We start from the raw sequence: 14458 nt of genomic DNA on the forward strand, positions 1-14458 counted from the left end.
AGAGACAACCATGACTCCCATGATCGCGCATTCCCAAGCAACGACGAGCCATCCCGTCTGGCCGCTGTTTCTCGGCATCGAGGCCGTCTCGACCGAGCAGGATTGGCAGCGCCTGTTCCAGGCAGCCGAGGATGCCTGCACGGCGGCGTTCGGCACGCCGGACGAAAGACAGGCCAGCGCCGAGATGGCGTTGCACCGCGTCCTCTACGCGTTGTATGCCGGCCGGATCGCCGCGCCGTGGACACCCGGCTGGCGCAATCTCGATCATCACCGCTTCGACCGGCTACGGCAAATGTTCGAGGATGCGTGGTCCGAACGCGAAACCGCGTGTTATCGCGATTTCTTCGGCCCGTTGCCCGCGCCGGCCGATTTCGAAGCGTGGGCGGCCCGGCATTGTCAAGCGCATCGCTCGAACGTCGCCCACCCGCTCTTCGCCTTTTTGCGCGACACCGCAAGCTACGCGCAACTGCGCGAATTCCTGATTCAAGAAACGCCGTTCGACATCCATTTCGGCGACATCCTCGCCAAAATGCTGCCGGGCGTCTACGGCGCGGCCAAATCGGAATTTTCGAAGAACTTCTGGGATGAAATGGGCCGCGGCGAAACGGCCGCGATGCACCGGCAACTGCGCCTGGACATGACCAGCGCGCTCGACGAAGTCGACGACGTTTATCTGTCGCAGATCGAACGCTTCTGCGTCGAAGAGCTGCGACTTGCCAACATGTACTTCCACGCCGTGTTCAATCGCGCGTTGCTGCCGCAGGCAATCGGCATGATGCTCGCGACCGAATTGATGGTGCCGGGCCGCCTGGACCAGCAGATCATGGGTTGGCGCCGGGTCGGCTGGGCGGATGACCGGATGCGCTATCTGCTCGAACACACCGTGGTCGACGTGGAGCACGCACACGGATGGATGAACGAAGTGGTACTGCCGTTGCTCGACAAGCAGCCCGAACTGCTCGCGCCGATCGCGCTCGGCATGGCGCGCCGGCTCGAACATGCGGCCGAAGTCTGCGACAGGATGATGGTCATGCTGCCGACGGTTCAGCCCGCTTCGCTCGCAGCCTGAACGGCAAAGCAGGCACGCGACGGTCATGCGCCGTCGCGTGCCAACGCCATCAACCATGAAACCCAATCAAGCCCTCGACTTGCTGCTGGTGGGATGCGGACTGCGCGGCACCGGCCTGCTGAGCGCCAATCCTGATTTGCTCGAATACCAGATCGGCGTCGTCGATGCCGGAGACCGTCTCGGTCCGGGCAGCTTCGCGTCGTATCGGATCGATTCGAACTCCTACGGCTCGGATTTCTTCGGCTGGGTCCACCCCGAGCGCGCATTCGGCGGTGCGCTGCGCCACGCCGACGTGACCTTGCTGCGCCAGTCAGCCGGCAGTTTCCCGCTCGCGCGGCTCGCGAACGCGCTGCGTCCGTTTGGCGACGCGATCCGCGATCAATTGGGCGCGGCGCGCGTGTGGCAACGCCGCCGGGCGATGCGCATCAACGTGGAGCACGGCGCAGCGACCGTGCATCTCGACGACGGCACGCGCATTCATACGCATATGGCGGTGCTGGCCACCGGCATCCGCGAACGGCCGCACGCCGAATTGGCACGCTGGCGCGACAAGCTGCTCTTGTCCCGGCACATCGTCGAACACGGCGTGCCCGCCCGCTGGCGCGAGGCACCGGTCAACGTGCATATCGTCGGCGGCTCACATAGCGCGTATGCGATCGCGAATCTGTTGCGCGCGCCGGGTGCGCTGGCGGCCGGCAGCACCGTGACGCTGCAGCACCGTGGCCCGGTCAAGCTGTTCTACCGCAATTTCGACGAATACGCGGCCGAGCCTCATCATCCACTGGAAGCCGTGCCCGATCCGGCGCTCAATCAGTGCCCCGAAACCGGCAACGTGTTCCGCTACTCCGGCCTGCGCCATGCGGCGCGCGCCACGTTCGTCGACATCGCGGCGGGCCGCGTGTCCGGCTTCACGTTGCTGCGCGCGCCGTCGATCGCGGCGGCCGCACCGAAACTGGACGCAGCCGACTACATCGTTCAGGCGCTCGGCTACGAAAGCAACGTGCTGCCGCTTACCGTCGACGGCGTCGACGTGCCAATGTGCGCGGCAGGCGGCATCGTAGAGACGGATCGCGCCGGCCGGCTGCGCGTGCCCGGCGCCGGGACGCTGCCGCTCTTCGTGATGGGGATGAATCCATACCCATATGACGACAACAGCCTGACGCCCACCGGACAATACGCGCTGCGCGGCGGCCAGATCCTGCAAGCTTTGCGCGCATGCGGCCGCGAGCCGCAAAGTCCGGGGCTTGCGCCGAACGAGCCGTCGTCCGATATTTCTGTTTCCACCCACGAATACGAATAAACTACCCCCTCATGGCTCACCTAGTTTTCGTCGAAACGACCCGCCCCGGCCTTCAAGCGCTGGAAGCCGCGAAGCGGTTCGGCCATACCGTGTCGCTGATCACGTCCGGCAAGTTCGACTGGCTGCTTGACGACACCGCCAAGGGCGAGCGCAAGCGCCTTGTCGATTTCACCTGGCAAGCCGCCGACACGCAAAACGCCGACGCCGTTCACGCGGCGCTCACGGCATGCACCGCCGGGCACCGCGTCGATACGGTGCTCAGCGCGCTGCACATGTGTGCGCTGCCCGCCGCGATCGCGGCCGAGCGCGCGAAACTGCGCGGCACCAGCGTCGCCGGCATTCAAAATGCCCGCAACAAGGCAACGTGCCGCGATCTACTCTCGGCAGCGGGCGTGCCGTGCGTCAAATACGCGTTCGTCACGTCGCTCGACGCAGCACGGCACGCACTCACTAGGATCGGCTATCCGGCGATCGTCAAGCCGGCCACCGGCATGGGCAAGATCCTGACCTCGGTGGTTCACGACGACGTCGGGCTCGCCGCGCACTTCGAGCAGGCGGCCAGGGAATTCGACGCACTGGAGGATGGCCTGAAGGACGAAGTCTCGCTCGCGTTCATCATCGAAGAGATCGCGCTCGGGCCGCTGTTCTCGATCGAAGTCGCGGCGAGCGCCCACGGCGAATGGGCGCCGCTTGCGATCGTGCGGCGCAAGACCGGCCGCCACAATCCGATCCTCGAAATGGGCTCGACGATTCCGTCCGGTCTGAGCGACGAGCAATACGCGGCGGCGGCCGATTATGCGATCCGCGTGGTGCGCACGCTCGGGCTGGATCTCGGGATCTTCCACGTCGAATTCATCTACACTCATGACGGCCCGCAGCTCGTCGAAGTCAATCCGCGCATCGCCGGCGGCTCGATTCCGGATCTGATTCGCGCATCGAGCGGCGTCAACCTGTTCGAGCTGCTGGTGCGCGTCTACCTGGGCGAGCGCCTGAACATCGAGCGCCTGCCAACGCTGACGGCCGCGAGCCATTCGTTTATCGCGGCCGAGCGCGACTGCGTGGTGCGCGACGATCTGCCGGCCGACTGGTTCGATGCGTTTCTCCCGCGGCTGCATTCCGGCAGCTCGGATATCCGCGCCGGAATGGCGCTGCGTAAAATGGACAACAACTATGGCGTTCACGGCGTGGTGCGCATGACCGCGGACAATTACACGGACGTGGTACGCCAGGTCGCGCAAGTGCACGCGGACGTGGAGCGGGTGCTGGGCATCAAGCTGGTCGAAATCAACGATTGAGAAAGGACAACTATGCGGGATTGGCTACTCCTCGCGCGCGACCGACGGTTCCTGCTGCTATGGCTGGCGATGCTGGTCAGCGCCACGGGCACGTTCTTTCTGTTGCTCGCGGTGTCGTCCAATCTGGTCCGCGTGCATGGTTCAGGCATCGGCGCGGCGTCGGTGTTTGCGTTCCAATGGATCCTGCCGGTGCTGCTCGTCTCGACGATCCGGCGCATCTGCGAGACCGCCGGCTTGCGCCGCGCCATCGTAACCAGCGATCTGACCGGCGCCGTGCTGTCATTGACGATCGGGCTGTTGCTCGCACACGGCTGGGTGATACCTGTGCTTGGTTGCTTCCTGCTGCGCGGTTTTGTCGAAGCGATCACGAAAACGAGCCGCGTGGTGATGGTCAAATACTTGTTCGAAGGCCGTCAGCTTGAACTGGCATCATCGACATTCAATCTGTCGTATTACCTGGGCGGCGTGCTTGGCGGCGTGCTTGGCAGCGTGCTCGTGAGCCGCGTGTCGTTGCTAGGCGTCGCACAAATCAGCGCGGCTGCATTCGTGTTCTCGGCGAGTTGCTACGCATTACTACCGAACGTGACACCGCAGCGGCGCGCCGCACCTGTTGCGCGCGGCGCGATCGCGTCGGCCGCCGCCGCAGCCATGAAGCACCGTGCGCTGTTCAGCGCATTCTGCTATCTGTGTGTCGCAACCGGCATATTCCAGGGTTTTCACAACGCCGCGCGCACCATCCTGCCGATCCGGACGATGGCGTTGTCCGATACCGCGGTCATGCAATTGCAGGTGGCAAGCGGCATTGCGATCGTGCTCGGCGCACTCGCCGTGTCGATCATGCCGAAGCTCGTGAAGCTCGGCCATTTCGGCTTCGCCGTCAACCTTCTGGCATCGGCGAGCCTTTATGCAACGACCTTCGCGCAATCGCGCACGCAATTGCTCGCGCTTTACTTCGCGTTCATCTTCCTGTTCGAAGTTGCGTTTACAGCAGCGCAATCGGCGCTGATCCAAACCAGCGAACCGGAAGATATCGTCACGCTGACGGCCGGCAGCAATGCGATCGGAACCGGCTTGCTCGTCTTCTTCGCATTGCTGACCGGTTGGCTTGCCGATCAGATTGCGTTCCGGCATGTCGGACTGCTGGTTGCGGCTTGCGGCATCGCACTGGGCGTCGCGATCGAGTTGGGCAGCCATTTCCGGTACTCGGCGAAGTGGAAGCAAGCGGGCCGGACCGATCCCGCGGAGCAGGCGGCTGATTAGCGCGGCGAGCGACGACGGCGGGTCGGCTGCACCGGCGGCGTGCGCTCGCGCGTTTTCGGCAAGCATCCGCGCGCCGTCACGCTTCATGGATTTTCCGACTCGTCAAAATCACCCGACACCCTGCCTTTCCCGACATCCCGGCACTCGAAAAATTCGCAGCACATTTAGTCAAACTGACCATCGCGACGAAAAACCGCGATGAGACGGCCATCAAAAAATAGCGGAATTAAATATGAGATAAACCACCCGCTTTCGCTCGACGAGCGATGCTTTCGGGCAGTGATGCGGGTTTCGTCGTTATATCCATTAGCCTCCTGAGCTGCGCCTCTTCCCTTCATCCATTATTCGCGCATAGGTAGAGGGAAAATTTGGAATTTCCTTAGGAGTTTTTGAATGTCGATAGCAGTAGGTTCAAGGCAGATCGAGCAAGCATCGATTCAGTTTGATCATCGAAACAGTCGGCCATCCGGCGCAGATTGGCCTACGCCAGCCCAAGCACCTCAGGCACTGAAGAAGGGCGTCGTCCAACATCTAAAACAAACGCGGGAATCGTCACCCCAGCGCATCAAAAGGGAAGACAACCGAATCCCCCCCGACCCCACCCGCCTGGATCCACCCTTGCCCGCGTTGCCGCTCGACCATCAGGCGATGCTGGCAGGCGATCTGGCTACCATCCAGTTCAACCAATTCACCGCTCCACTTCTGCCGGCCCTCACGCGGCTCAACGATGCCACCACGCAGGCCATCGAGGTTCAGCGTGTGGTCACCGATATCAGAAACGAAATCGCCCAAGCACGGCACCGCATTCAGGACGCGACGGCTCGGCTCGACCAAGGCGACAATCCGCGGGCCATATGGCCGCTCGCGGACAACGCACAGCGAAACCTGGAGCGGGCGCGAGCGCTGATTCCACAAGCCCAGACGCCCCTGGATCGAGTGCGGCCGCTAGTCCAACCCGCCTGGGAGGCCGTCAACCAGGCGCGGATTTATTTGGCCAATCCCGCCACCCAGCGTCACGGCGAAGATATTCGAACCAACGTGGTCCAGGCACGGCAAATCATCGACCATGCGCTGAACAACCTGCCGCCTAACAACGTCTTTCGTGCGAACCTGCAACAGCAACGCAACCAGATGCAGCGTATGGAGTTTTTTCTGACGCCGGCGCTTGCTCACGCACACGATCAATTTCTGGAACAGCATGCAGACTGGCTCCAGGTGATTCACGAGGCTACGTTGCCGCGCATGCAGAGGCTTCTGCGAGGCGGCATTCCGGGCGGACACGGCGATGAGGCACAAGGCGCCGACGAGCTGATACAGGCAACCGAACAGGCGTTGCAGCAGTTGCGGCAGCGCTTGCAGCGTTTGGCGCCGCGGCCGGACCGGCCGGCCGGATCGGACAACGGCGGCTCCGGCGACGGGCCGCCGCCCAAGCAGCCGCGCATCGATAATGGCGAATCGAGCCAAAACGCGTCCGCGTCCAGCGCCACGAGCGAGCGCCGAATTCACGGCAGCACGTCTGAAGATCCGGCCGGCGAATTCGCATCCCAGCCGTCATCTCAACTCACTTACTGGCTCAATCGCAAAAGCGAATTGCGCCGCCAGATTCCGGCGGACTGAGCCTTCGAAACCGGACAAGGCGCTCGCACAAACGATGCGATTGCCGGACCTTCATTTTACGGAAGCAAGCTCACTTCAGTAAGCGACGCGCATCGTCGCCGGGCGGCGAATTCGGCCGTCGGCGGTGCGCCCGCTCGTGCATGGCCGGGACGATATTGCCGCCGCCGCGATTACCCGGCAGGCATCCGCCGGGTAATCGCGCACGCGTCGGCAACGACCAACGCGGCGGCGCGTACACATACCGCCGCGCATCACTGTCCGTCGTGGTTCTTGCCCGCGCCGCCGCCCGCCAGATCGATGGCCTTGGCCGACCCGACCTGCGCCCGCAATTGAAATTTCTGGATCTTGCCGGTCGACGTTTTCGGCAGCTCGCCGAAACGCACCGCCTTCGGCAGCTTGTAGCCGGCGAGCCATTGCCGGCAGTGCGCGACGATCTCTTCCTCGGTCGCCGTCATCCCTTCGCGCAACTCGACGAACGCGCACGGCACCTCGCCCCACTTCGAATCGGGCTGCGCGACGACCGCCGCGACCGCAACCGCCGGATGCCGGTACAACGCATCCTCGATCTCGATGCTCGAAATGTTTTCGCCGCCTGAAATGATGATGTCCTTGCGACGGTCCTTGATCCGGATGTACCCGTCGGGCGTCAGCACGCCAAGATCGCCGGTATGGAACCAGCCGCCCGCGAATGCTTCGTCGGTCGCGCGCGGATTCTTCAGATAGCCTTTCATGCAGATGTTGCCGCGAAACATGATCTCGCCAAGCGTCTCGCCGTCCGCGGGCACCGGCAACATCGTATCGGGATCGAGCACCGTCGCCCCTGTCTGCAGGTGGTAACGCACGCCCTGCCGTGCATTGAGCCGCGCAAGCTCGTCGTCGGCGAGCGTATCCCAATGCGCTTGTTTCGCGCACACGGCCGCGGGGCCATACACTTCGGTGAGCCCGTACACGTGCGTCAGATCAAAACCGATCTCCTTCATCTTCGCGATCACCGCGGGTGCCGGTGCGGCGCCCGCGACGAATGCATGAACCGTGTGGTCGATCCCCGCGCGCCAGTCGGCGGGAGCATTGGCGATCGCGCCGTGAACGATCGGCGCGCCGCTGTAGTGCGTCACGCGCTCGCGCCGGATCAACTCGAGCACGCGCTGCGCGTCGACCTTGCGCAGGCATACGTTGACGCCCGCACGCGCCGCGACTGCCCACGGAAAACACCAGCCGTTGCAATGAAACATCGGCAGCGTCCATAGATACACGGCGTGCTTGGGCATATCCCATTCGAGGATGTTACTGATCGCAGCCAGATACGCGCCGCGATGGTGATAGACGACGCCCTTCGGGTCGCCCGTCGTACCCGACGTGTAATTGAGCGCGATCGCATCCCATTCGTCGGGCGGCGGCGTCCATGCGTATGCCGGGTCGCCACCGTCGATCAACGCTTCGTAGTCCGTCGCATTCGCGAAGCGCGCCGGATCGGCGGGCAGCGCGTCGGCAACGCTGATAATCGCGAGCCCCGGCATTTCCTGCGCCGCGCGCTGCGCGAATTCCGCGTATTCGGTATCCACGATCAGCGCCTTCGCCTCGCCATGGCGAAGCATGAACAGCATCGACGGTATATCGAGCCGCGTATTGATCGCGTTCAGTACCGCACCCGCCATCGGCACGCCAAAATGTGCTTCGATCATCTCCGGAATGTTCGGTAGCAGTGCGGCTACCGTATCGCCGCGTGCCACCCCCATGCGCGCGAGCGCGCTCGCGAGCCGTCGTGCGCGCGCGTAAGTCTCGCGCCACGTGCGGCGAATGTCGCCATGCACGACAGCCAGCCGGTCGCCATAAACCTCCGCCGCGCGGGCGATGAAGTCGATCGGCGTGAGCGGCACGTAGTTCGCGTCGCGACGGCCGAGCCCGTCGTCGAATTTCTGCGTCATGATGTCGTCTCCTGCGAAGCGGGCGCCTCGATACGTTCGTTTGTGATCCAATCAGGCTACTCGCGGCCATTGTGAGCCGTCTGTCATCCGAACGACAGACTCGCCGCCGGCAACCGCGCGTATTCCCTATCCTCGCAAACCCTGTGTGATGCCAAACGATCATCAAGCCTGCCGAGTTTCGTCGATGCCCGCCGCGCAGCCGGCTGCGCCGATTTCCGGGTCGTCAGTCAGGTCCGCCGGACAGGCCGGCGAACATGCTGGCGAACGGCTGACTGAAGCGCCGGGCGCGGCTGGCAACGGCGGGTCCGCCTGCGCAGCGGGTCGAGCATCGGCCTATGCGGCGATCGAAGCGATATGCGCAACACCGGCGGGAACATCTGACGGAGCATCCTTCGAAGTACTTGACAAAGCCTGCGGCGAAGCAGCCGGCATGCCCCCTGCCGACACCTGCGCCGCATCATCGCCCACTGTCTCCCCAGCAATCGATGCGAGCGCCCCCCGCTCGGCCGGACGCCGCATCACAGGCAGCCTACGTGCACTCTTCACGCGTAGCGGCTGGTTCAACGCGCTTGCGCCCGAACATCAGGCGTTCGTCATCGCGCAATCGCACGCGCAGCATCACGATGCCGGAGATTGGGTCGCGCGCCGGCATGCGCCGTCCGATTACTGGATCGGCGTGCATGGCGGGCTCGTGAAATTGTCTATCTATAACGTCTCGGGACGCGGCTGCACGTTCTCCGGCGTGCCGTCCGGCGGCTGGTTCGGCGAAGGCAGCGTGATCAAGCGCGAGCAGCGCAAGTACGACGTGATCGCAATCCAGCGCTCGCTCGTGTTGTTCGTGCCCGCCGATGCATTCCACGCGCTCCTCGAACGCAGCCTACCGTTCACCGGCTTCGTGATCCGCCAATTGAACAACCGGATGGGCGAATTCATCGCGTCGATTCAAAACAGCCGGCTGCTCGACGTGAACGCGCGAGTTGCCCAATCGCTTGCGCAACTCTTCAACCCCGATCTGTATCCGGATACCGGCGCGACGCTCGCGATCTCGCAGGAGGAACTGGGGATGCTCGTCGGTGTGTCGCGGCAGCGGATCAATCAGGCGCTCCAGCATCTGGAGGCGCTGGGCGCGCTGCGCGTCGCCTATAACCAGATCGACGTGCTCGATCTGCCGACGCTCACGGCCTTCGGCCTGGAGCAGCTCTGACGCGGTACGACCGACTTACGCCCCCGCCACGTCACGCGTCATCCATCGCGTGCTCAACGCGCCGCATCCGGCGCGACCCTGCGCCTGCGGAGGCACGGAGGCATCCGCGGGCGCAGCGTCCTCACTCGACACGGCTCGCAAACGCCCGAGCGCATGCAACATCATCCGCGCCGTCACTCCCCCTCGGAGCACCCGCCAATCCGCCGCTCGAGTGCCGCCGGTACGCACGCGATGGCCGTCGCGATCCGGCTGACCATACCGCTCGCGCGGATTCGCAAGCGTCCGGCGCTATGCCGCCGATCGGTATTCCGTTCATCAGCGGAATCCAGGATGACAACGCGTGCCACGCAGGAGATGGCCGGCCGGATCGGGCCAGCCCGCCGGAGTACGCAACGGCGGCCGCCGGCAATATTCGGCCAATCGAATCGCGAATGCCGCCCGGTATCGCGATCATCAAGATTTTTCTGCCATCGGGCTGCGAATCCGCAAAAGGCCGAACGAGCGTTCCGCATGCGCACTCGGCATTCAAGCAACGAACCAAGCTGCTTGGCGACGGTCTGGGGCAACCGGCGGACGAGCCGCCGGCAACCAACCCGCAGCCGCATTTCAACGGCAGCGGCGCTCACGATCGGCGCCATGCCGCCAACGCTGAGCGGATCGCCTCGGCCGTCTGCGTCGATGCCATCGTTGCATTATCGAGCAGCAGATCGGTGAATGGCGGATCGGCATAGCCCTCGTCATACATTTGCGCGATTCGTTCACATTCCGCCGGCGACAAGGCGCGCGCGCCGCGATTGCTCAAACTGACGGCAAGCGGCGGTGCCAGCGTCACGACGAACAACCCCGCGCCACGGCGGCCAGCCGCGGCGGCCAAGCGCGCATGATCTTCCACGCGCAGCGGATAGGCGACGATCAGATCGGTATCGGCATGGGCATCGGCGATCAGCGCCTCGATCCGCGCAAGCGCGACCGCGATCACGGTATCGAGATCGGCGTCTTCCGGCGCACCATGATCGTCGCCGTCGACGAACCGCGCACCCGGCAGCAGCTCGCATAAGCAGCGCCCGACCGTGGATTTCCCGGAATTGATCGGGCCATTGATGCATACGATGTCCAACTCAGCTCCCGTGCATCTGTTCATTCGCGCGCAAGCCGCGGAATAAGCGCGCTGGACCTCGGCCGTGGATCTGGCGAGTGGCGCGCTCCGCTGATCTGCGAGATCGCGTTTTAAGAAGCGGCCGGTGCGGCCGTGCGTTTCAATCACGCCGTCGCGTCAGCCGTTGCGGAAAATAAAGCTATAGGCGTTGAGCGCGGGCACACCGCCAAGGTGGGCGTACAGCACCTTCGAGCCGGGCGGAAATTCGCCGTTGCGCACTTTGTCGATCATCCCGTGCATCGACTTGCCCTCGTAAACCGGATCGGTCAGCACGCCCTCCAAGCGCGCGCACAGGCGGATCGCCTCCAGCGTGCCGTCATTCGGCAAACCGTACTCGGGGCCGCCATAGCGGGTATCGAGCACGATATCCGTGTCGGCGATGCGCCGGCCAAGACCCACTTGCTCGGCGGTATGAGCGGCAATGCGAGCGATCTGCTCGCGTGTCTGTTCGGGCTTCGCCGACGCATCGATGCCGATAACGCGATCCGCGCGTCCGTCCACCGCAAAGCCGACCACCATGCCGGCCTGCGTGCTGCCGGTCACCGAACATACGACGACGTAATCGAACTTGAATCCGAGCTGAGCTTCCTGTGCGCGAACTTCCTCGGCAAAACCGACGAATCCAAGCCCGCCCAACGGGTGATCCGAACAGCCGGCGGGAATCGCATACGGCTTGCCGCCCGCACGGCGAACGCTGTCGATCGCCTCCTGCCAGCTCCGGCGAAAACCGATATCGAAGCCGTCCGATACGAGACGCACGTCGGCGCCCATAATCCGCGACATCTCGATGTTGCCAACGCGATCATAGACAGCATCGTGATAGTTGACCCAGTTTTCCTGCACGAGCACGCATTTCATTCCGAGATGGGCGGCGACGGCCGCCACCTGCCGGGTCTGGTTCGACTGAATGCCGCCGATGGAAACGAGCGTATCGCAACCTTGAGCAATCGCGTCGGGAATCAAATATTCGAGTTTGCGCGTCTTGTTGCCACCGAACGCGAGGCCGCTATTGCAATCCTCGCGCTTCGCATACAGTTCGACTTTCCCGCCCAAGTGCTTGCTCAAGCGTTCGAGCGGCTGAATCGGAGTCGGGCCGAACGTGAGCGGATAACGCGGAAATTGTTGCAGGTTCATTTTTTGCCTCGTGCAAGTGGGGCACGCGTAGGAGGAAACCGCACGGGATACGACACTGCCGCTGTCGCATCCTGAAAAATAATAGAGGAGAGCGGCGGAAATGTGCGTATTGAATACCGAAATTTGTCCAATTCGCCGTTCGTGGCGAACCATCCGCCGGCGGCCTGACCGATATCGGAATAACAGCAGGTAATCGAATTCATCGGAAAAAGACTGACCCGACGGTGTCGGCCAACGCGTTGTCGCGGGCGCAACGCCGCATGCGAATCCGCGGACATCGCCCCACTGTGGGACAGCGGACTTCACTCGTCCACCCACCACATCCGCGGGTCGCAAAATTGGGTCGGCAAAAGCACACGCTGATCGCTTTATCATGCAAGCGACGCAATCTCATGATTGGTTGCCAGATTCACAAATGGCAAATTTCGCTCGACATGCTCTATGGCGAGCGAATTTTGCCCACCCGACGGCGCCGAAAATTCCCAATTCAAAACGTTCGTAGTTGCAGCGCAACGTCACTAATCTCTCGCTGTTTCGAGCGCTGCGCGCCCGGAGCCAGCCTGCGTCGGTGCGCTTTCCGAGTCGGCACGGGCCGCCTTCAAATCACGGAACAAGCGGCGAAACGCCTTCCCACCCGGAAATAACAAATTGGTCTCTTGACGGTAAGCCGCCCATTCCTCGCCGATGATATGCAGTCCACGCAAGTCCTGGTGATAAGTGCCGACGTACAGATACACTGTCGCCGCTATTGCCAGAAACAGCGTGTCCTGTGTCATGACCGGATGTGTCCAGAATAGGATAACGAGACAGGTATGATGCGGAAAACGGATATAACGCTTGATCCCGTTCTGACGTACCCGGTAATACTCGGGCATCTCCTTACCCATCAGCTTGTGCGCCACCTGCTTGACGCCGAGCCATTGCCAGAAAGACGTCGTGTACTTAAAGCAAAAAAAGAAAAAGAACAGTGACGCCGCCAGCGAGATGACACTCAAATGGAATAGCCAACCGCCAGGCTGCAGATAAAACAGATAAATACCTGAGCCTTTCCAATAGTGGAACCCGGCAATGAGTGTGACCAGCGAAATGAGGCTGTAGACGATGTTCCATAAATAATCCGGAAAAATTCCGTTGAAAATTTTTATCGCAACACGGCTGGTCAACAGCGAATGCTGCAGTCCATAGCAAAGGACGATAATCAGGTCTATCCATAGCCAGTTGGGCATGGTCCCCTCCATCAAGGTTAAAATAGAAGCCGTTCAGTCGACATAAAAACGGTTCGTTTTCGTAGTTGGCGAGAATTCGTAGAATTCGCAATCTTTTGGATTTAATATCAAACTGACCTCCCATTCGGCGTTCAAAATTTTTTTAAGAGCCCGTTCTATGGCACTTGTCTTTATGCTCACGCCCCCGCTCGTCACAATCCGGATTGTCAATTCGCGTTTGTCGAGTCGCATCGAGCATTCGTAATGGAACACCGGAAAATCGAATCCGTAAATCGCCTGCTCGAGCGCATCTTTTTGTGCGGTACTTAGCGGGTAGTCAGTCGCGCGCCCTCTTGAACGGAACAGATACTCGCCCGTCCGCGTCTCGCGTTCGACCGTAAACAAATCGCCGGTGTCATAGCGCAGTATTGGCATCAAGCCTTCGCGCAACCATGTCACCACGAGCAGGCCCGACCACGTGTCGTTCCGTTCCAGCGCAGCCACCGTCGAGTTGTCCGGTATGATTTCGAAAATGAAGTCTTCCAACACAGCGCGATAACTGCCGTCTTCCATTCCATACATCAATGTGGCGGCTTCGCTCGATCCATACACGAACGGCACCGCACGTCCGCCTTGACCAAGGATGCGGGCAAAATTGGCGGCGCTAGCCGGCGAGAAGTGTTCGCCCGTCAGCAACAGTGTTTTTAGATCGCGAGGCAGCCAGCCGCCTCTAATCGAGTGCAATTCGTATAAGAGCTTGTAGACGAGCGTCGGCGTCGACATAATCGCCGTGATGCGATAACGCTCCAGCACACTATAGATGCGCTCGTATTCGCAAACGCGCGGAATCGGATAAACACGCGCATAACCTACGCCGAGTTCCTGCAACGCCCGTGCGGATGCCTCGACGAACGGACTCAGCACGCCGGGATGCAAGATCGCGACACGATCAACCCCCGGTTGCAGATAACGCTTATACGCAAATATCTGGTTCAGCGTATTCCACTTGAGATCGACCGCGCCGCGAGGTGTCTGCAACGGCGTCGAAGTCGTGCCGGAAGTCTCGCTGAACAACAACGCCTTTTCCAGATGAACGTCAACGGCCCCCACACCATACGATACGAGTTCGCTCTTGCCGCGAACGGGCAGGAGGTGGAGCAGCTCCTGTAGCGTCAGCGCATTCACGTCGTACACCGAAAGATGCCCATCGAGCCCAAGTCTCGTCGCGATCGATAACACTCGCTGTTTCGCAGCGGCAGGATCACGTGTAACGGTCAACGCCATGGCTATCCT

Annotated in this window: 11 protein-coding genes; 6 read left to right on the top strand and 5 right to left on the bottom strand. The window is 62.1% G+C overall.

The genetic code is table 11. From position 1 onward, the window contains the following. The first annotated feature begins 10 nt into the window (after window positions 1–10). From AQ611_RS21575 to AQ611_RS21595, 5 genes are all read left to right on the top strand, one after another. A complete protein-coding gene (locus AQ611_RS21575) occupies window positions 11–1069 on the top strand; it encodes an iron-containing redox enzyme family protein (protein WP_102720148.1) in 1059 nt (352 codons plus the stop codon). A gap of 55 nt (window positions 1070–1124) precedes the next feature. Next, window positions 1125–2369, top strand: coding sequence for a hypothetical protein (locus AQ611_RS21580; RefSeq protein WP_069236005.1), 1245 nt, complete (start codon window positions 1125–1127; stop codon window positions 2367–2369). An 11-nt stretch (window positions 2370–2380) separates the two neighbouring features. Continuing rightward, a complete protein-coding gene (locus AQ611_RS21585; RefSeq protein WP_069236006.1) occupies window positions 2381–3664 on the top strand; it encodes an ATP-grasp domain-containing protein in 1284 nt (427 codons plus the stop codon). Between the two features lie 12 nt (window positions 3665–3676). Continuing rightward, window positions 3677–4924, top strand: a complete 1248-nt coding sequence (locus AQ611_RS21590) for an MFS transporter (protein WP_059520254.1) — start codon at window positions 3677–3679, stop codon at window positions 4922–4924. A gap of 393 nt (window positions 4925–5317) precedes the next feature. Beyond that, window positions 5318–6541, top strand: coding sequence for an HlyD family secretion protein (locus AQ611_RS21595; protein ID WP_146011786.1), 1224 nt, complete (start codon window positions 5318–5320; stop codon window positions 6539–6541). Between the two features lie 251 nt (window positions 6542–6792). Here AQ611_RS21595 and AQ611_RS21600 read toward each other — a convergent pair whose 3' ends face one another. Next, window positions 6793–8466 carry an acyl-CoA synthetase gene (locus tag AQ611_RS21600; protein ID WP_069236008.1) on the bottom strand — a complete coding sequence of 558 codons (1674 nt, stop codon included), beginning with the start codon at window positions 8464–8466 and terminating at the stop codon, window positions 6793–6795. 343 nt (window positions 8467–8809) lie between these two features. Here AQ611_RS21600 and AQ611_RS21605 point away from each other — a divergent pair, with 343 nt between their 5' ends. Beyond that, window positions 8810–9670, top strand: coding sequence for a Crp/Fnr family transcriptional regulator (locus tag AQ611_RS21605; protein ID WP_374755080.1), 861 nt, complete (start codon window positions 8810–8812; stop codon window positions 9668–9670). Between the two features lie 622 nt (window positions 9671–10292). Here the strand turns inward: AQ611_RS21605 and AQ611_RS21610 are convergent. The 4 genes from AQ611_RS21610 to AQ611_RS21625 all read right to left on the bottom strand — a co-directional run bounded on the left by AQ611_RS21610 (window position 10293) and on the right by AQ611_RS21625 (window position 14449). Further along, window positions 10293–10787 (bottom strand): AAA family ATPase, encoded by a 495-nt coding sequence (locus AQ611_RS21610; protein ID WP_231936039.1) that lies wholly within the window; start codon window positions 10785–10787, stop codon window positions 10293–10295. A 156-nt stretch (window positions 10788–10943) separates the two neighbouring features. Further along, the gene (locus AQ611_RS21615; protein WP_059520249.1) at window positions 10944–11960 is read right to left on the bottom strand and encodes a 1-aminocyclopropane-1-carboxylate deaminase; all 1017 of its coding nucleotides are present in this window, start codon (window positions 11958–11960) and stop codon (window positions 10944–10946) included. A 518-nt stretch (window positions 11961–12478) separates the two neighbouring features. Continuing rightward, window positions 12479–13186, bottom strand: a complete 708-nt coding sequence (locus AQ611_RS21620) for a hypothetical protein (RefSeq protein WP_180978138.1) — start codon at window positions 13184–13186, stop codon at window positions 12479–12481. Between the two features lie 33 nt (window positions 13187–13219). Beyond that, window positions 13220–14449, bottom strand: a complete 1230-nt coding sequence (locus tag AQ611_RS21625) for a phenylacetate--CoA ligase family protein (protein ID WP_069236010.1) — start codon at window positions 14447–14449, stop codon at window positions 13220–13222. Between the last annotated feature and the right edge of the window lie 9 nt (window positions 14450–14458).

It is taken from the genome of Burkholderia singularis, assembly GCF_001718875.1.
Lineage (GTDB): Bacteria > Pseudomonadota > Gammaproteobacteria > Burkholderiales > Burkholderiaceae > Burkholderia > Burkholderia singularis.

Coding starts and splice junctions, on each gene's coding strand:
- AQ611_RS21575 (WP_102720148.1), top strand. CDS start 11: ATGACTCCCATGATCGCGCATTCCCAAGCAACGACGAGCCATCCCGTC.
- AQ611_RS21580 (WP_069236005.1), top strand. CDS start 1,125: ATGAAACCCAATCAAGCCCTCGACTTGCTGCTGGTGGGATGCGGACTG.
- AQ611_RS21585 (WP_069236006.1), top strand. CDS start 2,381: ATGGCTCACCTAGTTTTCGTCGAAACGACCCGCCCCGGCCTTCAAGCG.
- AQ611_RS21590 (WP_059520254.1), top strand. CDS start 3,677: ATGCGGGATTGGCTACTCCTCGCGCGCGACCGACGGTTCCTGCTGCTA.
- AQ611_RS21595 (WP_146011786.1), top strand. CDS start 5,318: ATGTCGATAGCAGTAGGTTCAAGGCAGATCGAGCAAGCATCGATTCAG.
- AQ611_RS21600 (WP_069236008.1), bottom strand. CDS start 8,466: ATGACGCAGAAATTCGACGACGGGCTCGGCCGTCGCGACGCGAACTAC.
- AQ611_RS21615 (WP_059520249.1), bottom strand. CDS start 11,960: ATGAACCTGCAACAATTTCCGCGTTATCCGCTCACGTTCGGCCCGACT.
- AQ611_RS21620 (WP_180978138.1), bottom strand. CDS start 13,186: ATGCCCAACTGGCTATGGATAGACCTGATTATCGTCCTTTGCTATGGA.
- AQ611_RS21625 (WP_069236010.1), bottom strand. CDS start 14,449: ATGGCGTTGACCGTTACACGTGATCCTGCCGCTGCGAAACAGCGAGTG.